Here is a 25,909-nt window from a genome sequence, read left to right on the forward strand (position 1 = left end):
ACGCTCCGATGAAGCGATACGCACGCCGGACGGGCGCGCTGCTGGCGCTGCTGGTGGCGCTGCTGCTCGGCGGCGCCGGTGTGGCCTCCGCGCACGCCGCGCTGCTGTCGACCGACCCCGCGCAGGGCAGCGTCGTGGCCGTACCGCCGACCGCGGTGACCCTGCGGTTCAGCGAGTCCGTGACGCTGGAGCCGGACGCGCTGCGGGTCTTCGACCCCAGTGGCAAGCGGGTCGACACGGGCACGGCGGGGCACGCCTCCGGTGACGCCTCGACGGCGCAGGTGCGGATCGACTCCAGCGCGGCCGCCGCGCAGGGCACCTACACGGTGGCCTGGCGGGTGATCTCCGCGGACACCCATCCGGTGGCGGGCGCGTTCACCTTCTCCATCGGACGGACCTCCCCGCCCGCCACGCTGACCGGCGTCGCCGGGGTGGGCGGCAGCGGGCCCACCGCACTGGGCTCCCTGTACGGGGTCGCACGGGCGGTGCAGTACGGGACGGTGGCGCTGCTCCTGGGTTCGGTCGGGACGGTGCTGCTGTGCTGGCCGGGCGGACTGCGGCGGCGGGGCGTCCAGCGGCTGATGATCGCGGGCTGGGCCGGACTGCTGCTGGCGACGCTGGCGGAGCTGCTGCTGCGGGGGAGCTACGAGGCGGGGACAGGGCTGGGCAAGGTCCTCGACCTCTCCCTGTTGCGCCAGGTGATGGGCGAGAAGCTGGGCGAGCTGCTGGCCGTGCGGGTGCTGTTGCTCGCGGGCGCCGGGATCTTCCTCGCACTGCTGGCCGGGCAGGCGAACCAGTCCGACGACCAGGAGAACGCCGACGAGAGCAGTGCTCTCGTCGTGGAGCGGCGTCGCCGAATCGGACTGGGTGTCACCGGAGCACTGCTCTCGATTGCGATCGCCCTGACCTGGCCGCTCGGCGACCACGCCTCCGTCGGCATGCAGGTGCCGCTCGCTGTCACCCTGGACACCGTCCACATCCTCGCGATGTCCCTGTGGCTCGGCGGACTGGCGACCGTCCTGGTCGGCCTGCGCACCCTCACCCGCGACGGCGGCATCGACGTCCGGGCCGTCGGCCGCTTCTCGACGCTGGCCTTCTGGTGCGTCACCGCGCTCACCGCGACCGGCGTCTACCAGGCCTGGCGCGGCCTCGGCTCCTGGTCGGCGCTGACCGACAGCACCTACGGCCGGCTGCTCCTGGTCAAGATCGGCGCGGTGCTGGTCATCCTCGCCGCCGCCTTCATCTCCCGCCGCTGGCTCGCCCTGCTGCGCACGGACGCGGCAGCGACGACAGCGGGTGAGGCCGACGAGGCGGAGGTCCGCACCGAGGTGCACGTCGGCGCGAGCGGCGCCGAGCAGGCCGAGGGCGGATCCGGCACCGAGGCGCCCGAGGCCGGAACCGCCGTCGACGTGGCCGCCGCCGACGGGGACGCCGCCGACGACGGCGATCCGGAGCGCGCGGCGCAGCTCGCCCGGCAGGCGAAGGCCCGCGCGCAGGCCCGGCAGCGCAAGGACCGCGAGGCCGCGCCCGCGCGCGGCATGCTGCTGCGCTCGGTCACCCTGGAGGCCGTCTTCGCCGTCGTGGTGCTGGGGCTGACCACCGCCCTGACCAACTCCCCGCCCGGCCGCTCGGTCGCCGAACAGCAGGCCGTCGCCGCGGCGGCCTCGCGCGGCCCCGTCGACGTGACCATCCCCTACGACACCGCGGGCAGCACGCGCGGCGCCAGGGGCAAGGTCACCATCGACATCGACCCGGCCCGCACCGGCCAGAACACCCTGCACGCCTACCTCTACGACAGCACCGGCAAGCCCGTGGACGTCCCCGAGATCGACATCGCGCTCACCCTCAAGGCGCAGAACCTCGGGCCGCTCGGGGTCAAGCTCGACCACCTCGACATCGGCCACTACGGCACGACGGCGCTCCAGCTGCCGATGCCCGGACAGTGGATCCTCGCCGTCACCGTCCGCTCGGACGACATCGACGAGGCCACGGTCACCACGCCGATCACCGTGGGCTGACCGACCTGATGGCACGCAACGACCCGCGCACCGACCGGAAAGACGGAAGCACCACCATGAGCACCGACGCACCCCGCCCGCAGCTGACCCGCCGTCGCCTCCTCGGCGCGGCGGGCGCGGGCGGCGCCGCCGGGCTGGCCCTGGGCGCGGGCGGCTACGCCCTCGCCCGGCCACCGGCGTCGGACCCGGGCGCGACCGGAGCGACCGGAGCGGCCGGACCCGCGCTCGGCGCCGCGTCCGTCCCGTTCCACGGCACCCACCAGGCCGGGATCGTCGAGCCGATGCAGTCCTCCCTCCACGCGACCGCCTTCGACCTCACCCCCGGCACCGGACGTCCGGGCCTGGCCGCGCTGCTGAAGCGCTGGTCCGCCGCAGCGGCGGCGATGGCCGAGGGCCGCACGCCGCCCGGCCTCACCGACGACCAGGTGGCCCTGGACGCCGGGCCCAGCTCACTGACCGTCACCTTCGGCTTCGGGGCGTCCGTCTTCGCCAAGGCCGGACTCGCCGCGCGGCAGCCCGCCGCGCTGGCGCCCCTCCCGGCCTTCCCCGAGGACCGGCTGGACCGGGCCCGCAGCGACGGCGACCTGTGGGTGCAGGTCTGCGCCGACGACCCGCTTGTCGCCTTCCACGCGATGCGCACCCTGCAACGCCTCGCCGTCGGGCAGGCGGCCCCGCGCTGGCAGATGACCGGCTTCAGCCGCGCCCCCGGCGCCACGGCGCGACCGATGACCGGCCGCAACCTGATGGGCCAGATCGACGGCACCAACAACCCCAAGCCCACCGACGCGGACTTCGCCGGGCGTGTCCTCGTCCCCGCGAGCGGGCAGCCGGCGTGGATGGCCGGCGGCAGCTACGCCGTCTTCCGGCGGATCCGGATGCTGCTGGACGTCTGGGACCAGCAGTCGGGGGAACTGCAGGAACGCACGATCGGCCGGCGCAAGCGCGACGGCGCACCGCTGTCGGGCGGCACCGAGACCACCCCCGTCGACCTCGCCAAGCAGAACCCCGACGGCTCCCTCGCGGTTCCCGGCGACGCGCACGTGCGGGTGGCCGCGCCGGCCTCCAACCAGGGCGCGGCGATGCTGCGACGTGGATACAGCTACCACGACGGTTTCCGCCCCGACGGGGCGCCGGACGCGGGGCTGCTGTTCGTCTGTTTCCAGGCGGACCCGATGACCGGCTTCGTCCCGGTGCAGCGCAAGCTCGCCCGGGGTGACGCGCTGTCGCGCTTCGTCGTGCACGAGTCCTCGGGCCTGTTCGCGGTCCCCGGCGGAGCCGCGGCCGACGGTTACGTCGGGCAGGCACTGCTGGAGGGCTGAGGCGGTACGACGTCCCAGTGCGCAAGACCAGGAGTCCCACCTCCCGTTCACTCGTTAACGTTACGTCCGTGGCAAACGCAGCTCTGGAGGTCGCCGTGTCCGCGAACCGATTCACCTACCTCGGTCCGGAGGGCACCTTCACCGAGGCCGCCTTGCGCACGCTGCCCGAGGCGGCCACCCGGGAGCTCGTGCCGATGGGATCCGTGCCCGCCGCGTTGGACGCGGTGCGGAACGGGGAGGCCGCCGCCGCGCTCGTGCCGATCGAGAACTCCGTCGAGGGCGGCATCCGGCAGACGATGGACGAGCTCGCCCAGGGCGAGCCGCTGATGATCTACCGCGAGGTCCTGCTCCCGATCTCCTTCGCGCTGCTGGTGCGACCTGGCACCGCGCTGGCAGACGTGAAGACCGTCACCGGCCACCCGGCCGCCCAGCCGCAGGTGCGGCACTGGATGGCGGAGCACCTCCCCGACGCGCACTGGGAGTCCGCGGCGTCCAACGCGGACGGCGCGCGCCTGGTGCAGGAGGGGCGCTACGACGGGGCCTTCGCCGGTGCGTTCGCCGCGCCGCTCTACCACCTGGAGCCGTTGGCGACGGAGATCCACGACGCCGCCAACGCCACGACGCGCTTCGTGCTCGTCGGCCGCCCGGGGCGGCCGACCGCGCCGACGGGGGCGGACAAGACCTCCGCGGTGTTCTGGCTGGCGGACGACCACCCGGGCGCGCTGCTGGAACTGCTCCAGGAGTTCGCCGTGCGCGGGGTGAACCTGATGCGGATCGAGTCCCGGCCGACCGGGGAGGGCCTCGGCAAGTACTGCTTCGCCGCGGACGCGGAGGGGCACATCACGGACCGCCGGGTGAGCGAGGCGCTGATGGGCCTGCACCGGATCTGTCCCCAGGTGCGGCTGCTGGGCTCGTACCCGCGGGCGGACGCGGTCCCCGCGACGGTGCGTCCGGGCACGTCGGACGCGGAGTTCGCCCGCGCCTCGGACTGGCTGTCCCGCGCCTTGGACGGTCGCGGGGACCTGTAGTCCACAGCCCCGAGCGAGTTATCCACAGGCGGGCTGGTTATCCACAACCTGGGGACACGTCGCGAGATCCGGCGAAACTCACCTTGCCTCTCAAAACTTGCAGATCAGGCAAGTCGGACATAGAGGGATTCAGATGGCCAGTTTCCCCAAAGTCCCCTTCCCGGACCCAAAAAATCACGCCCCTGGCCGCAAACTCGAGGTTTGACGAGCTCAGAGGCGTGATTGCCCACAATCCACAGGCCGCCTCGGCGGTCTGTGGATAAAGTCGGGATATCCACAGACCGCCGCGTCAGGCGTCGGGGAAGTTGATGGAGTAGCCCTGCTGCACCAGCCACGGCAGCAGCTGGGCCAACGCCTCGACCGTCTGGCTGCGGTCGCCGCCGCCGTCGTGCATGAGAATGATCGAGCCGGGCTTCAGTTGCTTCTTGGCGGTGTCCACGATCGCGGACACACCCGGGCGCTTCCAGTCGTTGGTGTCCACGCTCCACGCGAGCGGACGCAATCCGTTCTGCGCGGATATCTGCCGGATCTCCGGAGTGAAATCCCCACCCGGTGCGCGGAACCAGCTGACCTGCGTTCCGGGACCGCCGGCCTGCTCGATCATCTGCTTGGCGCCGACGATCTCATTCGTCTCGTAGGTCAGGCCGCGCTTCGACATCGCCTCGTTGTGGTGCACCGAGTGGTCGCACAGCCGGTCGCCCGCCGCGAGGATCTGCTTGACCACCGACGGGTTCGCCTGGGCGTTCGGGCCTATCTCGCAGAACGTCGCGTGCGCGTTGTACTTCGCGAGCAGCGCGAGGATCTTCGGGGTCCACTGTGCGCTCGGGCCGTCGTCGAAGGTGAGCGCGACGGTCTTCTCACCGCCCGGGTGGGCGATGTAGTACTCCAGCTGCTTGCTGACCGTGTCGGTCCCGTTGGGAACGGTGTCGCCGGAGGTGCGCTTCGGGTCGGGGGAGGTGCTCGCCGCACCGCCCCTGGTCCCCCCGCTCGCCCCCTGCGCCCCGGTGCCCCCGCCGCACGCGGAGAGCGCCAGCACCGCCGCCAGCATCGCTCCCGCAGCCGCCACCGTGCGCGTCTTCATCCCAGTCCCGCCTTCCGTCTCGCTGTCCGCCCGCCAACTGTCGCAGCCGAATTGGCGAATTCAGAGCGATCTCACAGCTTCGGGGTGACCCCGGGACGAAGATGTGACAAACCAGACCGTGCGACTGTGAGTCCGCTCACCCACGTCCGCGCCCGGTAGGCTCGTACCGTGATTGACCTTCGCCTGCTTCGCGTGGACCCGGACCGTGTGCGTGCCTCCCAGCGCGCCCGAGGTGAGGACGTCGAGCTCGTCGACGCCCTGCTCGCCGCCGACGAGCGGCAGCGATCGTCCAGTTCCCGCTTCGACGAACTGCGCAACGAGCAGAAGCAGCTGGGCAAGCAGGTGGCCCAGGCCAAGGGCGACGAGAAGGCCGCACTGCTGGAGCGCACCAAGCAGCTGGCCGCCGACGTCAAGACGGCCAACGCCGAGCAGTCCGAGGCCGAGGCCGAGGTGCAGCGCCTGCTGGGCGGGCTGGCCAACCTGCTCGACCCGGACGCCCCGGTCGGCGGCGAGGAGGACTTCGTCACCCTCGAGGAGGTCGGCACCCCGCGCGACTTCGCCGCGGAGGGCTTCGAGCCGCGCGACCACGTCGAGTTGGGCAAGATCCTCGGCGCGATCGACACCGAGCGGGCCGCCAAGGTCTCCGGCTCGCGCTTCTACTACCTGACCGGTGTCGGCGCGCTGCTGGAGCTCGCCCTGGTCAACATGGCGATCGCGCAGGCCACCGAGGCCGGCTTCATCCCGATGATCACGCCCGCGCTGGTCAAGCCGCGCGCCATGGAGGGCACCGGCTTCCTCGGCCAGGCCGCGGAGAACGTCTTCCACCTCCCGGAGGACGACTTCTACCTGGTCGGCACGTCCGAGGTGCCGCTCGCGGCCTACCACATGGACGAGATCCTCGACGCGGACCAGCTGCCGCTGCGCTACGCCGGGTTCTCGCCGTGCTTCCGCCGCGAGGCCGGCACCTACGGCAAGGACACTCGCGGCATCATCCGTGTCCACCAGTTCGACAAGGTGGAGATGTTCTCCTACGTCGCGCCGGAGGACGCCGAGGCGGAGCACAAGCGCCTGCTCCAGTGGGAGAAGGACTTCCTGAACAAGCTCGGCCTCGCCTACCGCGTCATCGACGTGGCCTCGGGCGACCTGGGCGCGTCCGCCATGCGCAAGTACGACATCGAGGCGTGGATCCCCACCCAGGGCAAGTACCGCGAGCTCACCTCGACCTCCAACTGCGGCGAGTTCCAGGCCCGTCGTCTGGGCATCCGGATGCGCGGCGAGGACGGCAACCGTCCGCTCGCCACGCTGAACGGCACGCTGTGCGCGGTGCCGCGCACGATCGTGGCGCTGCTGGAGACGCACCAGCTGGCCGACGGCTCCGTCGCCGTGCCGGAGGCACTGCGGCCGTACCTCGGCGGGCGCGAGGTGCTGACCCCGGTCGGCAAGTAAGTACCACCTGAGAGAGAGTCAGACCACGTGAGCTCCGCCCCCCGGCCGTTCGACCTGATCGCGACCGACCTGGACGGGACGCTGCTGCGCGACGACCACACCGTCTCGCCGCGCACGCAGCGCACCCTCGAGGCCGCGAAGGCCACGGGGGCGCAGCACATCGTGGTGACCGGGCGCACCGCCGCCTGGACCCGGCCGACGCTGGACGCGATCGGCTACACGGGCCTCGCCGTCTGCGGCCAGGGCGGTCAGCTCTACGACGCGGGCGCGCACCGGCTGGTGACGTCCGTCACCCTGGACCGTCAGCTGGCCGGCCTCGCCCTCGCCAAGGCGGAGGCCGTGGTCGGCCCGATGGCGATCTCGGTGGTCCAGGACGGACTGGAGGGCGATGTCCTCTTCTCGTCCGACTACGAGATGCCGGATGCCGGCGAGGGCCGCGGGACGCCCGTCGCCCACCTCAAGGAGCTGTGGGCCAAGCCGTTGAGCCGGGTGCTGGTGCAGCACCGGACGCTGTCGGACGACGACCTGGCCGCGGCCGTCGGCGAGGCCGCGGGCGGCCTGGTGACGGTCGTGCTGGCCGGGCAGGGCTTCGTGGAGTTGCTGCCGCTGGGCCTCTCCAAGGCCACGGGCCTGGCACTGGCCTCCTCGCGCCTGGGCGTGACGAAGGACCGGACCGTCGCTTTCGGTGACATGCCGAACGATGTGCCGATGTTCCGCTGGGCCGGCCACGCGGTGGCCATGGCAAACGCGCACCCGGAGCTCAAGGCGGTCGCCGACGAGGTGACGCTGAGCAACGAGGAGGACGGCGTCGCCGTGGCGATCGAAGGATTTTTCGGTCTCTGAACCTTGTTAGCATGGTGAGCGGAGATACCTCACCAGGAAGGCAAGGCGGAGCAATGGCGATGAGTGGAGCAGCGCTCATCGACCTCGTGGACCTCGCCGAGCTGATCGACGCGAACATCAAGCGTCCGGAGAGCTGAAGCCGCGCGCCCTCGGGCGCCGTCCGCTTCCCTCCCCCTCTCCCGCTTCTGTCTTCTTCGCATCGAGGCCGCTCCATCATGTCCCGCTCCGTGCTCGACACGCCCGTTTCGTACGCCTCCGCCCCTTCTGGGGCCTCGCGGCTGAGCCGCGTCATCGCCCACCCGGCGACCGCGCTGGTCGGCATCCTGCTGGTCTCGCTGAACATGCGCGCCTCGGTCTCCGCCGTCTCCCCGCTGCTCGGCGACATCACCGGCCACTATGGCCTCTCCTCGACGGCGGGTGGCCTGCTGACGACGATCCCGGTGCTGATGATGGGCTCCGTCGCGCCGCTCGCCGCACGGCTGAACCGCAAGGTCGGCCCCGAGCGCGTGGTCGCGCTGGCCCTGGTGACGCTCGTCGCGGGGATCGTGCTGCGCGTCCTGCCGGGCGTGGCGGCGCTGTTCGCCGGCTCACTGGTGCTGGGCGCGGCGATCGCGCTGCTCAACGTCACCATGCCGGGCCTGGTCAAGCGGGACTTCCCGGAGCGGGCGGCGGCGATGACCGGCGTCTACACCACCTCGATGATCGTCGGCGCGACCCTGGCCGCGGCGCTGAGCGTGCCGCTGGAGCACGCCTTCGGCGGCTGGGGCGGCTCGCTCGCCTCCTGGTCGGTGCTGGCGGTGTTCGCGTTCCTCGCCTGGCTGCCCCAGCTCACGGCCGCGAAGCGGCCCGCGCTCGCGACGACCTCCGCCACCGCCGCGAAGCTCAGCGGGCTGTGGAAGCACCCGCTGGCCTGGCAGCTCGCGGTCTTCATGGGCATCCAGTCGCTGCTCTCCTACACCCTGATCGCCTGGCTGCCGACCATCCTCACCAGCCAGGGCATGGACCGCGGCACCGCCGGCGCGGTGTTCGCGGTGAGCTCGCTGGTGCAGATCCCGGCGGCGTTCCTCGTGCCGCTCGTCGCCGGACGCACCACCAACCAGCGGGCGCTGGTCGCGCTGATGGTCGGCTCCATGGCCACGGGCGTCGCGGGCCTGCTGATCGCGCCGACGGCCGCGCCCTGGCTCTGGGCGATCCTCGTCGGCATCGCGCAGGGCGGCGGCTTCGGCCTGGCCATGGCGATGATCGTGCTCCGCAGCGGCTCGGCGCAGGTGGCCGCGCAGCTGAGCGGGATGTCCCAGCTGGTCGGCTACTTCATCGCGGCGGTCGGGCCGGTGGGCTTCGGCGCCCTCCACCAGGCCACCGGCGGCTGGGTCCTCCCGCTCGCCGTGCTCCTCGGCTGCTGCGCCGTCGGCCTCACCGCCGGCCTCGGCGCAGCCCGCCGGGTCGTCCTCTCCGCCTGAGCTCAGTCGCAGGGCCAGTTGCGCTGCCCCCCAGGGGCGCGAGGAACGGCGCGAGCAACCACTGACGAGCGGATGGCCCTGCGCGTTCGGGGCTCCACCTGCGTGGGTGGTTTGTCGCGCAGTTCCTCGCACCCCTGAGGGCAGTGCAACGACCTGCGGGAGCGTGGGGCACGCCACCGGCCGGTCATGCTTGGGACACGGACCGTCCACAGAACTCGGGTAGCATCGCGGCGCTTCGGCGAGCCCACGGCGAGCCGCAGCGGCCGAAACCGCGGCGCCTGGACGAGTCTGGAGCATGACCTTGATGAGCGCAGCCCGCAGACTCGTCGACGCGGCCCGCATACCCGTGGCCGCTCCCGCGCCCGAGGTCCGCCCGGTGCGCCGGTTCGCGCCGGCCGTCCTGCTGCTCGGCCTCGTCGTGTTCGGAGCGGCGCTCGCGGCGTACATCCGCGTCGTCCACGCCCACCCCGACCGGCTCTGGTCACCGATCGACCTGCGGGTCTACTACTGGGGCGGCACCACCGCCCGGCACAGCCACCGGGTCTACGACCTGGACTTCCACCTCGGCTCGCTGGGTCTGCCGTTCACCTACACGCCGTTCGCGCTCGCCATCTTCAAGGTCCTGTCCCACCTGGACGAGCGGACCCTGCAGTGGCTCGTCGCCTGCGGCAGCATCGCCGCCCTGGTCGCGTCCGCCTGGCTCGCCTGGGGGATCGCCGGCTACCGCCGGAACCTCGGCCGCCTCGGCGCCGCGCTCACCGTCGCCGGGCTCGCGCTGTGGACCGAGCCGATGATGCAGAACCTCGGCTTCGGCCAGGTCAACGTCTTCCTGATGCTGCTCGTCCTGCTCGACTTCGCCCAGCCGGACCGGTGGTGGACCAAGGGCATCGGCGTCGGCCTGGCGGCCGGTTTCAAGCTGGTCCCGGTGATCTTCATCGTCTACCTGCTGGTGACCCGGCGCCTGCGCGCGGCCGCCGTCGCGACCGCGACGCTCGCCGCCACCGTCCTCGGCGGCTTCCTGCTGCTGCCGAGCGAGGCCCACCGCTACTGGATCGACGGCCTGTTCGCCGACTCCTCCCGAGTCGGCGGGATCAACTACGTCGGCAACCAGTCCTTCCAGGGCGTGCTGGCCCGCACGCTCAACCTCGACGCCACCGGAGTGAAGCCGTACTGGCTGCTCGCCGCCCTGCTCGCGGCCGCCGTCGCGGTGCCGTTGTCGGCGTGGGCCTACCGCCGCGGCGAGGAGTTGCTCGGCCTCGCCGCCACCGCACTGCTCGGCCTGCTGGCCTCGCCCATCTCCTGGTCCCACCACTGGGTCTGGATCGCGGTGTTCCTGACCGCGGCGGGCCACCTGCTGTACAGCCGCCGTGCCCGGTGGTGGGCCTGGCTCGTCGCCGCCTGCGGCTACCTGCTCTGGTTCGCCTGGCCGTCCGTCGCCTTCGGCGACCGCAAGCCCTCGGGCAGCGGGACCAGCCTCCCCAACGGCCTGATCTGGTCCGTCCCGTACAACAACAACGCCGAGGACGGCTGGACCGGCTTCCAGCTCGTCATCGGCAACCTCTACCCGCTCCTGGGCATCCTGCTGCTGGCCGGTCTGGGCCTGTACCTGCGGCGCACCCGTCAGCCGCGACCGGCGGGGGCGCGGGGCTCTGCCGATGTCAGCCGAGCCCCGCGCCCCTGAGGTGAGGGCGGCTACTCCTCGCCGGCCAAGGTGAGCCGCGTCAGGCGGGCGGACGCGAGCCACGCGCCGCCGAGCGTCGCGACCAGCAGCAGCGGGACCGCCGTCGGCAGGTGGACGGAGGAGCTGATCACACCCGGGGAGGCGATCTTCTCGCCGATCGACAGCGCCCACTGGTGCACGCTGAGCGTCTGCGCGCCCGGCACGTACGCGCCGACGACCGTCTCCCACAGCAGGGCGTACATCAGGCCCCAGACCACCGCGTGGCGCGAGACCACGCCCAGCAGCAGGAAGAGCGCGCTGTACGCGATGCCGGCGATCAGCGCCGCGATCGTGTAGCCGAGCGTCAGGTTCTCGAAGGTGCCGAAGAGGATGAGCCCGGCGAAGTACGTCGGCAGGGCCGCGAAGACGACCGAGCAGCCGATCGCGACCACCAGCTTCGAGGTGATGATCTTCCACCGCGGCTGCGGCTTGGACAGCAGGTAGATGATCGAGCCGTCGTCGATCTCGGGGCCGATGGCCCCGGTCCCGGCGACGAGACCGACCAGCGGGACCATGGTGCCGAGGGCGAGGCCGCCGAGGATGTTGGAGGCGGTGCCCTGGTCCTGGCCCGCGACGCCGCGGATCAGCGCGGAGAGCGCGAGCAGGAGGACGGGGAGCGCCAGCAGGAGGAGGCCCCGGCGACGGCCGAGCAGGCCGCGCGCGGTCAGCCGGGCGACGGTGACGTTCATGGTGAGGTCTTGGCCTTCCCTAGCTGGCTACTTGGCGGCGACGAGGTAGGAGAAGACGCTCTCCAGGGACTCGTCGGCCGGGGAGACGGTCAGCAGGCGGATGCCTGCCTCCTTGGCGACGCGGGGCACCAGCTCCGTGAACCGGTAGAAGTCGACGGCCTGGATCTGCAGTTGCTGGTCCTTCAGGTCCAGCTCGATCCCGGCCGTGGACGGGTCCGCGATCAGCGCCGAGGCGAGCGCACGGTCGTCGCTGGACTTGACGGTGTAGCGGTGCGGGCGGTCCGTCATCAGGCGGCGGATCTTGCGGTAGTCGCCCGAGGCGGCGTGGCGGCCGGCCACGATCACCTCGATGTGGCGGGCGAGCTGCTCGACCTCCTCCAGGATGTGGGAGGAGAAGAGCACCGTGCGGCCGTCCGCGCCGAAGCGGCGCAGCAGCTCCATCAGCTGCATCCGCTGGCGCGGGTCCATGCCGTTGAACGGCTCGTCGAGCAGCAGCACGGCCGGGTCGTGGACGAGGGCGGAGGCCATCTTCACCCGCTGCTTCATGCCCTTGGAGTACGTGGAGACCTGCCGGTCCTGCGCGTACTCCATCTCGACGGTGGCCAGCGCGCGCTGCGCCGCCCCGCCCGGATCGGGCAGGCCGTGCAGCTCGGCGTTGGCGAGGACGAAGTCCCAGCCGGTGAGGAAGTCGTACATGGCCTCGCGCTCGGGGACCAGCCCGATCTGCTTGTAGGCCTGCTGGTTCTTCCAGATCGGGGTGCCGTCGAGGGTGACCGAGCCGGAGGAGGGCGGCAGGAAGCCGCTCATCATGTGGATCAGGGTGGACTTGCCGGCGCCGTTCGGGCCGAGCAGGCCCGTGACGCCGGGCTCGATCGTCATCGAGACGTCGTTGACCGCGACGACGTTGCCGAACCAGCGGGACGCCCGGTCGATGCTGATGGTGGTCATGGTGCTGCCTCCTCAGATCTTCCGGTAGCGACGGACGAGCAGGGCGAAGGTGCCGGCGGCCAGCACCGCGATCTCCAGCAGGAAGACGATGCCGCCCAGCGTGGTGGGCGTCGACGCGACCTCGCCACGGGTGCTGAGGCCGAACATCCACGAGGTGGTGGAGTCGATCAGGAAGCCCGGGTTGAGCATCGAGGTCCAGAACGCGTTCGCCTGGTGGCCGGTCACGTGCATCACACCGCGCAGCGCGCCGGCGATGCCCGCCGAGACCATGAACAGCGCGATGATCGCCGCCACACCGAAGCCGCGGCGCGGCGTCAGCGAGGCGATGAGCAGGGCGAGGCCGGAGTAGACGAGCGAGTAGAACGCGGCGGCGACGACGCCGAAGGCGAAGTGCCGGGTGTTGTAGCCGAAGTCCATCGAGCCCAGCATCGAACCGATCCACATGATCAGCATCGGCAGCATGGTGAGGATGAAGACGGCGGAGACCATCGCCGCGAACTTGGCCCGCACGTAGTCGCTGGAGCGCAGCGGACGGGAGAAGTAGAGCGGGACCGTCATGAACCGCAGATCCCGCGAGAGCAGCACCGGCGCCTGGGCGGCGGCGAAGACGGCGGTGACGAACTGCAGGTTGGTGAGGTACTGCGGGTAGTCGACCGGCAGCTTGGTCATCTTCACATAGATGGAGACCGCGACGATGATCAGCGCGGGCACCGCCATGATCACGGCCATGGCCATCGGCAGGATCTTGGACTTGCCGGACCGGCCGAGGCCGAAGGCGCCACGCAGGCTGGAGGTGTACAGCGAGCGGGTGGCGTAGCCGACGCCCAGCCGGGGGCCCTCGTAGTGCCGGTAGCCGATGTCGTGGATGACGTCGAGCCGCTGCTCGGGAGAGGCCGGAGTGCGCGTACCGGACGTCCGCTGGTCAGACATGAGCGGCCTCCTCGGACCTGTCGAGGGCGGCGGCGTCGGTGGCGAACACCTCGGAGATGTGGTGGCGGCGCTGCTCCAGCCGGACCAGGCCGACGCCCAGATCCGCGACGGCGTCACGGATCACGTCGTAGACCTCGTCCCCGGTCAGCTCGACCAGCAGCACGTGGCCGCCGTCGGCGCTGGCCGTCAGCCCGGCCTCCGTCAGCCGGGCCAGCAGCGCGGCGTCCGCGTCGAAGGACGGATCGCCCTGCCGCTCGGTGACCTCGACCGCGAGCAACGAGGTGGCCGCCGTGAGGTCCGCGGTGGAGGAGCTGCGCAGCAGCTTGCCGCCGTCGATGACGACGACGTGGTCGCAGGTGCGCTCCAGCTCGCCCAGCAGGTGCGAGGTGACCAGCACGGAGATGCCGAACTCGCGGTGGACGCGCCGGATCAGCTCCAGCATGTCGTCGCGGCCGACCGGGTCGAGCCCGTTGGTCGGCTCGTCGAGCAGCACCAGCTGCGGGTCGTGGACGAGAGCCTGGGCGAGCTTGACGCGCTGCTTCATGCCGGTGGAGTACGTACCGATCGGGCGGTAGCGCTCCTCGTACAGGCCGACGTGGCGCAGGATGTCCGCGGTGCGCTCACGCGCGGCGGTGGCGGGCAGCCCCGACATCCGCGCCATGTGCACCACGAACTCCGTGGCGGAGACGTCCGGCGGCAGGCAGTCGTGCTCGGGCATGTACCCGACCCGCTCCCGGATCTCGCCGCCCTGGGTGGCGACGTCGAGCCCGAGCACGTGGGCACGGCCCTCCGTGGCCGGGGCGAGCCCCAGCAGGATCTTGATCAGAGTGGACTTACCCGCGCCGTTCGCCCCGACCAGACCGACCACTCCGGGCTGCACCTCGACGGAGAGGTGGTCCAGAGCGGTGACCCGGGGGAACCTCTTGGTGAGGTTATCCGTAGTGATGACAGCCACAGGACGACCCTAGTCACCCCGTGGCCCCCGTCACATCAGGTTGGCGGCTGACTTTTCCCTAGCCCTGGGATGTATGCGAGGGGGTGCATCCCCTAGGGGACGCACCCGCTCACCTCAGGGTCGGACCAGGGTCGGGCGTGGCTCAGCCCCCCAGCATCTCCATCTGCAGCACCATGGCCTGCGCGAAGTCGACGGAACTGACCGCCTTCGGGTTGCTCAGCTCCAGCAGGCCGGTGACGTCGCCGTCGGAGAACAGTCCGACCCGCAGGGCGGGACCGGCCTTCCCCGCCGGACGGCTCACGCTGTCCGCGGCACCGAAGGGCACCTGGCCGAAGGAGTTGTCCAGGCCGAGCGTCGGCGCGGTGGCGAGGTTCGTCCCCAACTCGGCGTTGAAGACGTTCTCGGAGGTGGTGGGGGAACGGAAGGCGAGCAGGTAGACCGACACCTTGGTGCCGTCCGGCATCCGCCACCCGGTGGCCGCGATGTGCCGCACCCCGTTCTCGGCCAGCAGCTCCCCGAGGCTGTCCGGGCTGATGAACTGCTTGACGTAGTCGGCCACCGGCACCCACCCCTTGGTGCCGGGGTAGGCGGGGTCGGCGACGGCGCCGACCGGGCGCGGCAGGCGGTTGTCACGGCAGCTTCCTGGGGTCGTTCGGTGGGCGGACGGGCAGCTGGTCAGGCGCTCAGGAGGCGGTGCTCCAGCAGGACGACCTGTTCGAAGTCGACGGCCGGGACCTGCTTCGGGTTGCTCATCACGACGAGCGCCTCCGTGTCGCCGACCGGGAGGTAGGCGTACGTGACGGCCGGCTGGCCGCCGGCCGCCGGTGCGGCGTGGATGTTGGCCGCCGGGAGGCTGCTCAGGTTCACGTTGCCCGAGCCGGCGGCGGTCGGGGCCGCGCGGAGGTAGCCGCCCACGCTCTCCTCCATGTCCGCGTCGGACGCGGAGGAGGTGGAGCGGAACTGCTGCAGGTAGATCTCGGTGTGGGTGCCGTCGGGCATGGTCCAGCCGGTCGCGGCGACGTGACGCAGCCCCGCGTCCTGTAGCGCCTCCTTGACGGAGAACGCCGACGACGAGGTGAACAGCCCCAGCAGGCTGCTGGTCGGGTACCACCCGCCGGTCCCGGGCAGGCCCGACTCGGCGGTGGCACCGGCCGGTGCGGGCAGCAGCAGCGAACGGAGGTCCACCCGGTGCACGTGCTGCGCGTCGTCGTTGCCCTGTCCGTTGCCCGGCGGCAGCGTCGGCAGGGTGAGCGCGGGGAACGCCCAGCGCCCGTCCGAGGGCGTCTTCAGACCCGGCAGGTCCGTCCGCGCGGGCGCGGTCACCAGCGCGGCGGTCACCGTGCCGACGACGGCCAGCACGCCGACGGCCGTGGCCCACCGACCCACCGTCCGCAGCCACGGCCGCTCCTTCCGCACCTTCGGCGCGTACTGCGGTGGCAACGCCCACACCCCCTGCGGCGCGGCCTGTCCACCCCCGGCGTACGGATACCCCGCCACCCCGGCCACCGGCTGCTGCCACGCCCCTGCGGGCGCGTGCGGGGCGGGCACGGGGACGGCAGGCACGGGCGGAGCCGGGGCGGGAGCCGGGGCGGGCGACGCGCCCTGCGCAAGCGCGGCAGCGGGCTGCACGTCCCCGGCAGAGGCGGAGGCGGAGGCGGAAGCGGGCGACGCGACAGAGGCGGCAGCCGGCTGAACACCCCCGGCGGAAGCCGGGGCTGGCGACGCGACAGGCGTGGCAGCGACCTCAGGCACAACCGGCGCCGCGGCAGCGGGCTGCGCGCCGGCGGCGTCGAGGTCTGCCGGGCCAGGCGCGGCCTCGCGTGCGAGCAGCAGGCGCGGGTCGGCCGGGACCGCGCTCGGCGCGGCGGCCTCGGTCGCGTGGTCCGCGCCGGGCGAGGTGGCCTCACCCGCCTGCGCGGAGGTGCCCTCGGCCGGAGCGGCGGCGGGAGCCGCCGACTCGTCCGCGCCATCCGCGCCGTCCGCGGCGACGGCGGGCTCCGCCTGCACCGCGGCATCGCCGGGCGAAGCGTCGCTTGGCACAGCGTCGGCCAGAACGGTGTCCGCCGGGAGCGCATCCACCAACGCACCGTCCACAGGCTCCGCCTGCACGACGGGCTCGCCGGGGACGGCGTCACTCGGGCACGCGTCCGCGGGCACGGCGTCGCTCGGCACCGCGTCGCTCGGGGCCGTCGCCGGGATCGCGTCCGCGGGGGGTGTGGTGGCGTCGGACGGGGGGACGGGCTGGGGGGCTTCGGAGGTGGTCATACCTGGGCCGCCGGGGTCGCGAGTCGGGACAGTTGGTTGCGGAGGAAGTCCGCCGCCGCGGACTGGGGGAGGGGGCTGACGCCCTCGGCCTGCATGGTGATGAGCAGGTCGCCCTCGACGTCGTCGCAGCGCAGCAGATCCAGCGCGGAGCCGTACGGGTCCGGCGGCTGGTAGCAGTGGGCGTGCGGGAAGCCCCCGACCTGGGGGCCGGAGCGCATGCCGCCGGTGGCCGAGTCGAGGGTCCGCAGGCCCTGCTGGAGGGCGCTCACGTGCGCGGCGTCCTCCTGGATCACGGTGATCTCGATGGAGAGGCCGTCGTCCGTGTCGGCGTAGGTCCGCAGCGCGTAGCCCTTGACCCCGGGCAGGCCGAGCTCCGACTGGAGCGAGGCGCGGGCGCCGGTGCTGAGGAAGCGGAACTCGCGCTGGAACATGGACGCGTAGCGGTCCGGGCTGAGCACGGTGTCGTTCCCGAAGCCCGCCACGTCGGCGCCGGGCGCGGCATTCGACGGGACCGGCAGCAGGAGCTCGCCGAGCGGGCCGAAGTGGCTTCCGTCCGGGCGGACGCCGAACGGCGGCGCGGCCAGCGGCGCCTGCGCCACGGGCGCGGGCGGGGTGGAGTGCGAGCGCGCGGCCAGGATCAGGCCGCCGGTCACGCCTCCCACGGCGACCGCGGACAGGACGAAGGCGACCGCTGCCGCGGTGACCCGGCGCGGCCGACGCGGCTGGGAGCTGTCCGGCTGCTGCCCCGGCGCGGCCGCGGGCTGCGAGGGCTGCGCGACGGCCTCGGCGTTCACAGGCGCTCCAACTGGTTCTGGAGGACGGACATGACGGACTGCGAGGAGATCTGGCTGCCACCCGCGACGTAGACCTCGACCACGATGTCGCCGTGACGGGCGAAGCCGCGGCCCTGGTAGTAGGTGTTGCCGCCGCCGTCGCTGTGGCCGGTCGTCCCCGCGAAGGCCTGGCCGTTCTCCGTGCCGGGGACGGCGACGCCGTCGCCGCCGCAGGAGGTCTTCGCGTAGCCCTCCTGGTCGCTCACTTCCTTGGTGGCGTTGGCCTCGTCCTGCTTCTGGAACTGGAGCAGGACGATCTGGTAGCTGGTGTCGCCCTGCATCCACTCGGCCTCGGCGGCGCGGCGGAAGCCGTCCTGCAGCAGCCAGCGGAACTCGGTCGCGGGCTCCTTGTACTGGAGGGCGAAGGCCGCCGGGGAGAGCCAGCCGTCGGGGGTGTCCGGCTGCTCCCAGGGGCGGCTGCCGGCGGGCGCCGACACCAGCAGCGACGGCAGGTCGCCGTCGGTGCGCACGGCGTCGTCCTGGTCGGCGGGGAGGGGCGCGGGCGAGGCCGTGGCGTGGGCGAGCGGGTAGTGCAGCGCGTCACCGGCCAGTGGCGGCAGCGGCGTCGGCGGGCGCTGCGCCTGGATCGCGTAGCCGATCCCGCCGCCGCCCAGGGCACCGAGCACGACCGCTCCGGCGACCAGCAGCGCGATGCGTCCACGGGACCACCGCCGGCGCACCTTCACCGGCCGCTCCGCCTGGCCGGTCTGCTCGGCCTGCTCGGCCTGCTCCACCTGCTGCGGCGGCAGCGTCGCCGGGCCGGGCTCGGGTGTCGTCGTCACGTCTTCTCCTGGTGCGGTCGCCATCGCGTCGGCGGTGGCGTCGGCGTGGGTGTCGTGGGTGCTCACACGCCGCTGGTGAGGCGCTTTTCCTGGCGCTGCATCAGCTGCGTGAGCAGCGAGCGGCTGGGTGATCCGGCTCCGGTGACGTCGACCTCGTACTCCACGTCGCCGACGTGGGAGACGCCGATGAGCAGGCCCTGGCCGTTGTTGTCGCCAGGGGCGACGCTCTCGCCGAGCGCGTCGGAGATGCCCGAGACGGTGAAGGAGTGACCGTGGGCGAAGCTCAGCCCGGAGACCCAGTCGGCGGCGTGACCGGCACCGTCGAAGTGGATCAGGTGGACGGTCACCGTCCACACCCCGTCGTTGGTGACGAAGCTGCGGTAGGCGCCGCCCTGGCAGCCGAGCTGGTTCAGGATGCCGCGGCTGGTGCTGGGGTTGTTCATCTCCTTGGCGATGTCGCCGAGGCTCTGGGAGACACCGTTGGGGTCGCCGTCGACCTGGTCGCCGTCGGGCACGGGGAGCAGGAAGAAACGCAGGTCACCGCTGTGGATGTTGCCACTGACCCGGCCCTTGACGGTCGCCGAGGGGCTCGGCGTCGGACTCGCCGTCGTCGGCGTGGGGGAGGGAGCGGCGGAGGCGCTGCCACCGGTGCTCGGACGCACCGCGGTCGGGCTCGCGGCCGGGCCGGCGACGTTGTGCGAGGAACCGCCGCTGCCCAGGGCGACGACCGCCCCGGCGGTCGCGGACGCGAGGACGAGCCACCCGGCGACGGCCAGCGCGACCGCACCGGCCCGGCGGCGCGGCCGGTTCCCGCTCGGCGGCAACGGCTGCTGCGCGTAGGGCAGAGGAGGCGGCGGCACCGCCGGATATCCGGGCTGCGCCCCCGGCTGCCCGACGGACGCACCCGAGAAATCGGGATTCACGACACATTCCCCCACTGCGCACGATTTGAGGAGCAGGCGACGAGCGGAGGGCTCTAGCACGCCTGCGAGCTGCGAGTATGCCGTGACTCACAGTCAATCCCAAAGTTCTTTATGCGATCGATACCTGTATCTGCGTCACACTGTCACCGAGGTCCTGATTTCCTGTCGGAATTATCAGAAAAGTCCGGAAATCCCGTCGCATGCGGACCGAATCAGCTCGACGCTCCCACGACGAGGATGCGCGCCGGCGTCGTCCGGCCGGCGCCCGGCCCGAACGGGCGGCACCCTTGTGGCGAGGTGGCGGCGGCGGTTGGATGGGCGGCCGTGACCGATGACGAGACGTCAGCGCCCATCGCGTGGCCGCCCGACTGGACCGGGTGGGCCGAGTGGGAGCGGTTCGCCGACGAGCTGCCGGCCGAGGACCTGGCCCGGGCCTTCCTGGAGGGGCTGGACCATCCGAAGCTGTTCACGCCCGCGCACGTCCTGTCCCGGCGCCTCGGCCACATCGCCGTACACGGCGGGACCCCGGCCGAGGAGCAGGCCGTGGCGGAGACCGTCGAGCTGATCCTGTCCGGACTCGCCGAACCCGGTTCCTCCGTGCGCCGCTCCGAGCACGCCGTGTTCCTGCTCGGCGCGGCCCGCGCCGAGCGGGCGGTCCCGCTGCTGATCGACCAGGGCCGGCCGGGGGCCCAGGCCGTGGTGGCCCTCGCCCGGATCGGCGGCGCCGAGGCGGAGGCGGTGCTGGTCCGACTGGCCGGGGAGCTGACCTCGCCCGACATCCCGATGCGGCAGCGGCACGCGTCCAACGCGGAGCCGGTCCTGTGGGGGCTGTGCCGGCTGGCGACACCGGAGGCGGTCGACGCCGCCCTGCTGCTCGTCCAGGGGACGAAAGGACCGTGGTCGGATGCGACCCTCGGCATGGTGGTACGCGTCGCCGACCACCGCTTCGAGCCGTTCCTCCTGGAGCTGTGCGCGGGCCCGCAGCGAGAGTTCGGCCTGGCCGGACTGAGCAGAGCCGCCACCGCGCACGCCGTGCCGACCCTGCTCCACCTGCTGCACGACGACCGTCTCGACGCCCGCAGCCACCGGACCGTCGCCCGGGCGCTGGCCACCGTGGGGCCCGGAGCCGCGCACCGGCTGACCGCCCGGGCCTGGGAGAACCGGGGCGCGAGCACCCGTACCCTCCGGGCGCTGGCCTGGGCGCTCAGCCGGGTCCTGCCCGAGGGGGGTCTGCAAGGGCGTCCGCCCGAGTTGCTCGCGTTGCTCGCCCACGACGACCCCGGCGTGCGGACCGCCGCCGCCGGGGCGCTCGGGCACGTCGCCGACCCACGGACCGAGCCCGCCCTGGTGCGGGCCCTCGGCGACCCGCACCACCGGGTCCGGGCCCGCGCGGCGAACGCGCTCGGCGGGCTCCCGGCCACGGAAGCGGGCGACGCCGCGCTGGCGCGGACCGCCGGGGCCGACCCGGTGGCCTGTGTGCGGGAGGCTAGCCGAGCTGCGCGAGACCGTCGGTCGCGATCCGCTCGAACACACTGAGGTCGTTCTCGAAGATCGAGTCCGGGACCGGCCAGTGGATCACCAGCTCGTCGATGCCCAGGTCGCGGTAGGTGCCCGCCCAGTCGACGAAGGCGTCGACGGAGGCGAGCGGCTTCTCCGCGGTCGACCCCTGCAGCAGCACCTTCTGCAGCGTGCCGACGTCGCGGCCCTGCGCCTCGCAGGCCGCGCGCAGCTTGGCGAGCTGCGCCTCGACGACCGCAGGAGCCTGGTCGACGGGCACGTCGCCCGGACCGCGCGGGTCACCGTAGGTGACCCAGCCCTGGCCGTACTTCGCGGCGAGCTTCAGCCCGCGCGGGCCGGTGGCGGCGACGTAGAACGGGACACGCGGCTCCTGGACGCAGCCGGGGATGTTGCGGGCCTCGACCGCGGAGTAGAAGCGGCCCTCCTCGGTGGTCGACTCCTGCGTGAGCAGGCGGTCGAGCAGCGGCAGGAACTCGTCGAACCGGTCCGCCCGCTCCCGGGCGGTCCACGCCTCCTGACCGAACGCCGTGGCGTCGAACCCCGTCCCGCCGACCCCGATGCCGACGGTGATCCGGCCGCCGGAGATGTCGTCGAGCGTCATCAGCTCCTTGGCGAGGGTCACCGGGTGCCGGAAGTTCGGCGAGGTCACCAGCGTGCCGAGCCGCAGGCGCTCGGTCGCGGTGGCGGCCGCCGTCAGGGTCGGCACGGCGCCGAACCACGGGTCGTCCTGGAAGGACCGCCAGGTGAGGTGGTCGTAGGTGTACGCGGCGTGGAAGCCGAGTTCCTCGGCCCGCTGCCAGATCTTCTGTCCCTCGCTCCACCGGTGGATGGGGAGGATCACCGTGCTCAGACGCATACAGCCGACCCTACGCGTTCGCTCTGGCAGGTGAGGTTTCGAGCAACCTGCGTGACGGCTCCCGCGGAGCACTAGCGTGGGCGCCGCGGACGCCGTGGACGCGTTGAGCAAGATCGGGATCCTGGACCTGCCCGTGCCGACGCCTCCGCCGGCCGGCGCCGAATGGATCGAGGCCTACCGACACTGGGTCCGGTCCGTTGACACCGAGCAGATCGGACATCAGGTCCATCAGGCTTACCAGGGAGGGCAGGGCATGGATACCGCCGCACAGCGAGGTCACACCATCGATGAGCGATCGCTCCGGGACCTCCTCGAACGAAGCGCAGGGTTGAAGGGCGAGCTGGTCGCCTTCGCGCAGAGCCGGCGCTTCGACCGATGGTTGACTCCGGCTCTGCTGGACGCGGCGGGGCCCGAGCGGCGGCTGGACGAGCTCGAGGCAATCCGGATCACGGACAACTTCATCCTCCGGTACCGCCTGCCGGACGGTTCCACCGTGGTGGACACGTTCGTCGCCGCGCGACGGGACCTGGCCGAGAGCGACCGGCAGATGCTGCTCGGCTGGCGTGACCCGGTGGAGGGCATCTTCGAGATCCGACGCAAGGACGGGGATGCCGTCGTCCTGCTGAACCTGGTCGACGACCTCGAGTACCGCACCTACTCGAATGTCGGCCGTGCCGCGTTCCGCGGCGTCGCCAAGGGTGATTTCCTCGTCGCCCCCCTGGTACCCGTCCACTCCGTCGACGGTGCGTGGCTGGTCTCCGGAGCCTTCTCCGCCTACCCGAAGACCAGCGCCGCCGCAATCGCGCGGGCCGCGCTCGAACTGGCCACCAGTCACCCCGCGCTGGTGTTCCGCAACCCCGAGAAGATCGAACAGGGATGGGAGTCGATGCGGGCGGACCGGGCCGCATTCATCGAGTTCTGCGGCGGTGACGAGCTGGTCCTTTCCCCTGCCGAAGCCGAGGACCGGCTCAACGCCTACTACCGGCACCGGCGGGAGACCACCGTCACCCGGCTGCCCGAGCGCGCCCACAGCAGGCGGCTGCCCGGCCCTGGCCTCCCGTCCTTCGAACTTCCGCAGGAGCTCGCGGAGGCGGACACCGTCGGCGTCATCTACGACGAGATCGACGGACTGAACTTCTACGCGGACTACGGGATGCTGCGGGACCTCTTCGCAGACCCCGCCCTCGCGGGGCGCCGGCAGCACCAGGAGTTGCTCCGCACATACCTGCACGAAGAGTCCGTCGCGCCACTGCCGATCCGTCGACTGGTCGCCGCCCACCCCGAGACGGCCGACGCGGTCTTCCGCAAGCTGCTGCGGAAACCCGGATTCTCCTGGCCTGAACACGGCGAGGAGCTGCTGCGCCGACGCAAGCCCTGGTACTACGCGCAGGAGCCACGCCCCGGCGTGTCCGTGATCGGCGAGCGCCTCAGCGAGCTGGCGGCAGGAAGCCGACGCCCTGCGCTCCCCCGGGCGCGGCACGTACCACCTCGGTGAACGTCCTCGCCCCGCAAGACGCATGCCTTCGACCGTGCCCCGGGGGCACGAGCCCGGGATCAGGCGGCCCTAGTCACGGTGGGAGAGGCGGTCCCGCACGGTCGCCCACCCGTCTGCCAGGCGGAGCAGGCGGCCCTCGACCCGGTCGCGCACCGAGAGGCGGAGCGACTGGTAGCGGAACCAGGCGGGAAGGTCCCGGAACGGGACGAAGGTCAGCACATCCTTGATCGCGCTGTCGGCGGCGCCGCCGAGCCCTGCGGCACGCAACAGGCCGTACAGGGCCGGCGTGAGCCGGCCGTGCAGGCGGGCGAGGTCGCCGGTGGCCACATGACCGAGCCGGCGTACCGTCCCCTCGTCGGCCCGCAGGGCCCGTTCCACCCTGGCGGCAGCCACATCGAAGTCGACGCCGGACAACACGAGTTCGACCACGGCGGTGCCGACCTCCGGATCACCGCGCTCGAACGCGGCGTCCACCGCGCGTGCCGGCTCCCAGCCGACGTCGGATTCGGGGTCGTGCTGGCTGTCTTCCATGGCGGCTCCGACCCTACGCGAGGCGGTGGCCGCTCCGCCGGTCCCGCACCTGCGGTCCGGGCCTCCGGGATGGCTCGGTGCGTTCTCTTGTCCGCTCGGTCGGGGGCTGCGACATTGGCGGCGAGAGCGGGTACGCGCAGGTTCGGGGGACCGATGGCGGAGTCGGTGGGAGAAGCGCGGGCGAATGCCACGGCCGCGGCAGGGCCGTGTGCCGGGATGCTGCCGCCGCGCGGGTTCGCCGCGGTGGGCGCGGCCGGGTTCGAGCCGGTCGGCCGGGCGCGCGGGACGGGGTCGTACCACGTCGAGGTCAGTGGTGAGACGTGGAACTGGCACGCCCACGACTGCGGGTACTCCTCCAGGCCGACCGGCCCGGCGCCCGTCGTGGTGTCCGGATCCGGAGGCTCCAGCACCGTGCTGGTGGAGGTGCTGGAGGGGGCGCGGCACCGGGCGCTGGAGCGCCTTCGCGGCGCCTGCGCACAGCTCGGCGGCCATGGGGTGGTCGGCGCACAGGTCGGGATCGCACCGTCCACGGTGACCTGGCTCGGGGCGGACGTCACGGTCAGCGGCACCGTGGTCCGCGCGCGCGGCGTGGCCGACGCCGTTGCCCTCCCCTTTGTCACTCACCTGGACGGGGCCGACTTCGCCAAGCTGCTGCTGGCGGGCTGGGTGCCGGTGGACCTGCTCGTCGGGCAGTGCGTCGGCGTGCGCCACGAGGACCGGACGAGCTGGAACCAGCAGCGGTCCGCCGCCAACGAGGAGATGCACGGCTGGACGGAACTGCTCGGCCGCGTCCGCGAGGGCGCCCGCGCCCGGCTCCACGAGCAGGCCGCGGAGCGGGGCGGCGACGGGGCGCTGCTGAACGGCGACGAGGTCGCCGTGTGGGAGCAGCGGTGCCAGCGGCCGGGCACCGCGTCCGCCGGCCGCAGGGAACCGACGGACAAGGTCGCCCGCTGCACCGTCGTCGGCACCTCCGTCGCCCGCTTCGCGAGCGGACCGGCCGGACCGGCCGGACCGGCCGGGGTGCGGCCGCTCACCGTGCTCCCGCTGCGTGGTGCGTGAGCTCAGGTGGTGTAGCCGGAGTTGAGCTCGACGTAGGCCTGCGTCAGGTCGCAGCCGTAGACGGTGAACTCGCCGTCCGCGATGCCGAGGTCGATGCGGAGGAGGATCTCGGTGCCGGTCAGGTAGGCCGCCGCGCAGGCGAGCTGCGCGTCGTCCGGTTCCGTCGGGAACATCTCCAGGTCGCCGTAGTGGATGCGCACGGCGGACGGGTGGATGTCGTTCTCGTCGTCGAGCTTGCCGACGGCCATGGCGACGCGGCCCCAGTTGGGGTCGGCGCCGTGCACGGAGGTCTTCACCAGCGGGGAGTTGACCACCGCCTTGCCGACGCGCCTGGCCTGGGCGTCGTCACGGGCTCCGGTGACGTGGACCTCGATCAGCTTGCCCGCACCCTCGCCGTCGGAGGCGATGTCGCGGACGAGCGTCAGCGCCGCCTGGTACAGGACCTGCTCGAACACGGCCTCGTCGACCTCGCCCGCCAGGCCGTTGGCGAAGACGGCGGCGGAGTCGCTGGTGGAGGTGTCGGTGTCGATGCTGAGCGCGTTGAAGGTCCGGTCCACGACACGGCGGAAGATCGCGTCCAGGGTGGGTGCGTCGAGCCGGGCGTCGGTGAAGAAGAAGGTCAGCAGCGTGGCCATGTTGGGCTCGATCATGCCGACGCCCTTGGCGATGCCGACCACCACCGCGTCGCCGCAGCGCAGGTGGACGGACTTGCTGCGGGTGTCGGTGGTCATGATGGCCGCGGCCGCCGCCTGGAAGTCGGCGGGCGGGAGCGGGGTCGGGATCGCCGCGAGACCGGCCCGGATGGACTCCATCGGGTAGGGGCGGCCAATGACGCCGGTCGAGCCGATGACCAGCTCCTCCGGCTTCACCCCGGCCGCCTCGGCGGCGAGCCGGCGGACCTCCTCGGCGTTGGCCGCGCCGACCCGTCCGGTGGCGACGTTGGCGTTGCGGGAGACCACCGCCATGCCGCGACTGGCCTGCGCGGCAGCGTCCGCGCGGCTCAGCACCACGCTCGGCCCGGCGAAGCGGGACCTGGTGAACACGGCCGCGGAGACCGCCGGAACCTCGGAGACCACGAGGGCGAAGTCGTGCGCGGCGTCAGTCGGGGTGGCGTCCTTGAGGCCCAGGTTGGCCGTGTGGGAGCGGAACCCCAGGGGCATGGGCGCAGGCTGGTGCGTCGTCATGATTCGACAGCATAGCTATGCCCTCA

Annotated in this window: 24 protein-coding genes; 11 read left to right on the forward strand and 13 right to left on the reverse strand. The window is 72.5% G+C overall.

Annotation, left to right across the window (positions count from 1 at the left end; translation table 11 throughout):
* Window positions 1–8: 8 nt before the first annotated feature.
* The 3 genes from ABH931_RS00970 (at window position 9) to pheA (ending at window position 4,365) form a co-directional block, all read left to right on the forward strand.
* A complete protein-coding gene (locus ABH931_RS00970) occupies window positions 9–2,018 on the forward strand; it encodes a copper resistance protein CopC (RefSeq protein ID WP_370108852.1) in 2,010 nt (669 codons plus the stop codon).
* 56 nt (window positions 2,019–2,074) lie between these two features.
* A complete protein-coding gene (gene efeB / locus ABH931_RS00975) occupies window positions 2,075–3,337 on the forward strand; it encodes an iron uptake transporter deferrochelatase/peroxidase subunit (RefSeq protein WP_370108854.1) in 1,263 nt (420 codons plus the stop codon).
* 95 nt (window positions 3,338–3,432) lie between these two features.
* Window positions 3,433–4,365 carry a prephenate dehydratase gene (gene pheA / locus ABH931_RS00980; protein ID WP_370109449.1) on the forward strand — a complete coding sequence of 311 codons (933 nt, stop codon included), beginning with the start codon at window positions 3,433–3,435 and terminating at the stop codon, window positions 4,363–4,365.
* 289 nt (window positions 4,366–4,654) lie between these two features.
* Here the strand turns inward: pheA and ABH931_RS00985 are convergent, their stop codons facing one another.
* On the reverse strand, window positions 4,655–5,446 hold the full coding sequence (locus ABH931_RS00985; protein WP_370108856.1) for a polysaccharide deacetylase family protein: 792 nt from the start codon (window positions 5,444–5,446) through the stop codon (window positions 4,655–4,657).
* A gap of 168 nt (window positions 5,447–5,614) precedes the next feature.
* Here ABH931_RS00985 and serS point away from each other — a divergent pair, with 168 nt between their 5' ends.
* From serS to ABH931_RS01010, 5 genes are all read left to right on the forward strand, one after another.
* On the forward strand, window positions 5,615–6,892 hold the full coding sequence (serS, locus tag ABH931_RS00990) for a serine--tRNA ligase (RefSeq protein WP_370108858.1): 1,278 nt from the start codon (window positions 5,615–5,617) through the stop codon (window positions 6,890–6,892).
* A 27-nt stretch (window positions 6,893–6,919) separates the two neighbouring features.
* The gene (locus tag ABH931_RS00995) at window positions 6,920–7,735 is read left to right on the forward strand and encodes an HAD family hydrolase (protein WP_370108860.1); all 816 of its coding nucleotides are present in this window, start codon (window positions 6,920–6,922) and stop codon (window positions 7,733–7,735) included.
* A gap of 11 nt (window positions 7,736–7,746) precedes the next feature.
* Complete coding sequence (locus ABH931_RS01000) at window positions 7,747–7,872, forward strand: hypothetical protein (RefSeq protein WP_370108862.1); 126 nt, start codon at window positions 7,747–7,749, stop codon at window positions 7,870–7,872.
* A gap of 78 nt (window positions 7,873–7,950) precedes the next feature.
* Entirely contained in the window at window positions 7,951–9,195 is a 1,245-nt protein-coding gene (locus tag ABH931_RS01005) for a CynX/NimT family MFS transporter (protein ID WP_370108864.1), read from the forward strand.
* Between the two features lie 304 nt (window positions 9,196–9,499).
* Window positions 9,500–10,876 (forward strand): glycosyltransferase 87 family protein, encoded by a 1,377-nt coding sequence (locus tag ABH931_RS01010; RefSeq protein WP_370108865.1) that lies wholly within the window; start codon window positions 9,500–9,502, stop codon window positions 10,874–10,876.
* 11 nt (window positions 10,877–10,887) lie between these two features.
* Here the strand turns inward: ABH931_RS01010 and ABH931_RS01015 are convergent, their stop codons facing one another.
* The 9 genes from ABH931_RS01015 to ABH931_RS01055 form a co-directional block, all read right to left on the reverse strand.
* Entirely contained in the window at window positions 10,888–11,604 is a 717-nt protein-coding gene (locus tag ABH931_RS01015; protein WP_370108867.1) for an ABC transporter permease, read from the reverse strand.
* Window positions 11,605–11,631: 27 nt separating this feature from the next.
* A complete protein-coding gene (locus ABH931_RS01020; RefSeq protein WP_370108869.1) occupies window positions 11,632–12,552 on the reverse strand; it encodes an ABC transporter ATP-binding protein in 921 nt (306 codons plus the stop codon).
* Between the two features lie 12 nt (window positions 12,553–12,564).
* On the reverse strand, window positions 12,565–13,482 hold the full coding sequence (locus tag ABH931_RS01025) for an ABC transporter permease (protein ID WP_370108871.1): 918 nt from the start codon (window positions 13,480–13,482) through the stop codon (window positions 12,565–12,567).
* On the reverse strand, window positions 13,475–14,437 hold the full coding sequence (locus tag ABH931_RS01030; protein ID WP_370108872.1) for an ABC transporter ATP-binding protein: 963 nt from the start codon (window positions 14,435–14,437) through the stop codon (window positions 13,475–13,477). Before ABH931_RS01030 ends, ABH931_RS01025 begins: the two co-directional genes overlap by 8 nt.
* Before the next feature lie 142 nt (window positions 14,438–14,579).
* Window positions 14,580–14,996 (reverse strand): hypothetical protein, encoded by a 417-nt coding sequence (locus ABH931_RS01035; RefSeq protein WP_370108873.1) that lies wholly within the window; start codon window positions 14,994–14,996, stop codon window positions 14,580–14,582.
* A gap of 116 nt (window positions 14,997–15,112) precedes the next feature.
* Window positions 15,113–16,702 (reverse strand): hypothetical protein, encoded by a 1,590-nt coding sequence (locus ABH931_RS01040; protein WP_370108875.1) that lies wholly within the window; start codon window positions 16,700–16,702, stop codon window positions 15,113–15,115.
* Window positions 16,699–17,496, reverse strand: coding sequence for a hypothetical protein (locus ABH931_RS01045; protein ID WP_370108876.1), 798 nt, complete (start codon window positions 17,494–17,496; stop codon window positions 16,699–16,701). Before ABH931_RS01045 ends, ABH931_RS01040 begins: the two co-directional genes overlap by 4 nt.
* The gene (locus tag ABH931_RS01050) at window positions 17,493–18,383 is read right to left on the reverse strand and encodes a hypothetical protein (RefSeq protein ID WP_370108878.1); all 891 of its coding nucleotides are present in this window, start codon (window positions 18,381–18,383) and stop codon (window positions 17,493–17,495) included. The genes ABH931_RS01045 and ABH931_RS01050 overlap by 4 nt, the downstream gene beginning before the upstream one ends.
* Window positions 18,380–19,240, reverse strand: coding sequence for a hypothetical protein (locus ABH931_RS01055; RefSeq protein WP_370108880.1), 861 nt, complete (start codon window positions 19,238–19,240; stop codon window positions 18,380–18,382). The genes ABH931_RS01050 and ABH931_RS01055 overlap by 4 nt, the downstream gene beginning before the upstream one ends.
* 324 nt (window positions 19,241–19,564) lie before the next feature.
* On the opposite strand from ABH931_RS01055, the gene ABH931_RS01060 reads away from it, so the two are divergent.
* Window positions 19,565–20,776: a HEAT repeat domain-containing protein gene (locus tag ABH931_RS01060; RefSeq protein ID WP_370108882.1), complete on the forward strand. Its 1,212-nt coding sequence runs from the start codon at window positions 19,565–19,567 to the stop codon at window positions 20,774–20,776.
* On the opposite strand, the gene ABH931_RS01065 is transcribed toward ABH931_RS01060, so the two are convergent.
* Window positions 20,727–21,614, reverse strand: a complete 888-nt coding sequence (locus ABH931_RS01065) for an LLM class flavin-dependent oxidoreductase (protein WP_370108883.1) — start codon at window positions 21,612–21,614, stop codon at window positions 20,727–20,729. The two genes, ABH931_RS01060 and ABH931_RS01065, sit on opposite strands and share 50 nt — an antisense overlap.
* Before the next feature lie 328 nt (window positions 21,615–21,942).
* Between ABH931_RS01065 and ABH931_RS01070 the strand changes: the two genes are divergently transcribed.
* Window positions 21,943–23,109 (forward strand): hypothetical protein, encoded by a 1,167-nt coding sequence (locus ABH931_RS01070; RefSeq protein ID WP_370108885.1) that lies wholly within the window; start codon window positions 21,943–21,945, stop codon window positions 23,107–23,109.
* A gap of 69 nt (window positions 23,110–23,178) precedes the next feature.
* Here the strand turns inward: ABH931_RS01070 and ABH931_RS01075 are convergent, their stop codons facing one another.
* Window positions 23,179–23,640: a hypothetical protein gene (locus ABH931_RS01075; protein ID WP_370108886.1), complete on the reverse strand. Its 462-nt coding sequence runs from the start codon at window positions 23,638–23,640 to the stop codon at window positions 23,179–23,181.
* A gap of 216 nt (window positions 23,641–23,856) precedes the next feature.
* Here ABH931_RS01075 and ABH931_RS01080 point away from each other — a divergent pair, with 216 nt between their 5' ends.
* Window positions 23,857–24,699 (forward strand): heavy metal-binding domain-containing protein, encoded by an 843-nt coding sequence (locus tag ABH931_RS01080; RefSeq protein WP_370108887.1) that lies wholly within the window; start codon window positions 23,857–23,859, stop codon window positions 24,697–24,699.
* A 2-nt stretch (window positions 24,700–24,701) separates the two neighbouring features.
* Here the strand turns inward: ABH931_RS01080 and argJ are convergent, their stop codons facing one another.
* Window positions 24,702–25,883, reverse strand: coding sequence for a bifunctional glutamate N-acetyltransferase/amino-acid acetyltransferase ArgJ (gene argJ, locus ABH931_RS01085; RefSeq protein ID WP_370108889.1), 1,182 nt, complete (start codon window positions 25,881–25,883; stop codon window positions 24,702–24,704).
* Window positions 25,884–25,909 lie beyond the last annotated feature (26 nt).

Origin of the sequence: Streptacidiphilus sp. MAP12-33, assembly GCF_041261265.1 — a bacterium.
In the GTDB taxonomy this organism is placed as follows: domain Bacteria; phylum Actinomycetota; class Actinomycetes; order Streptomycetales; family Streptomycetaceae; genus Streptacidiphilus.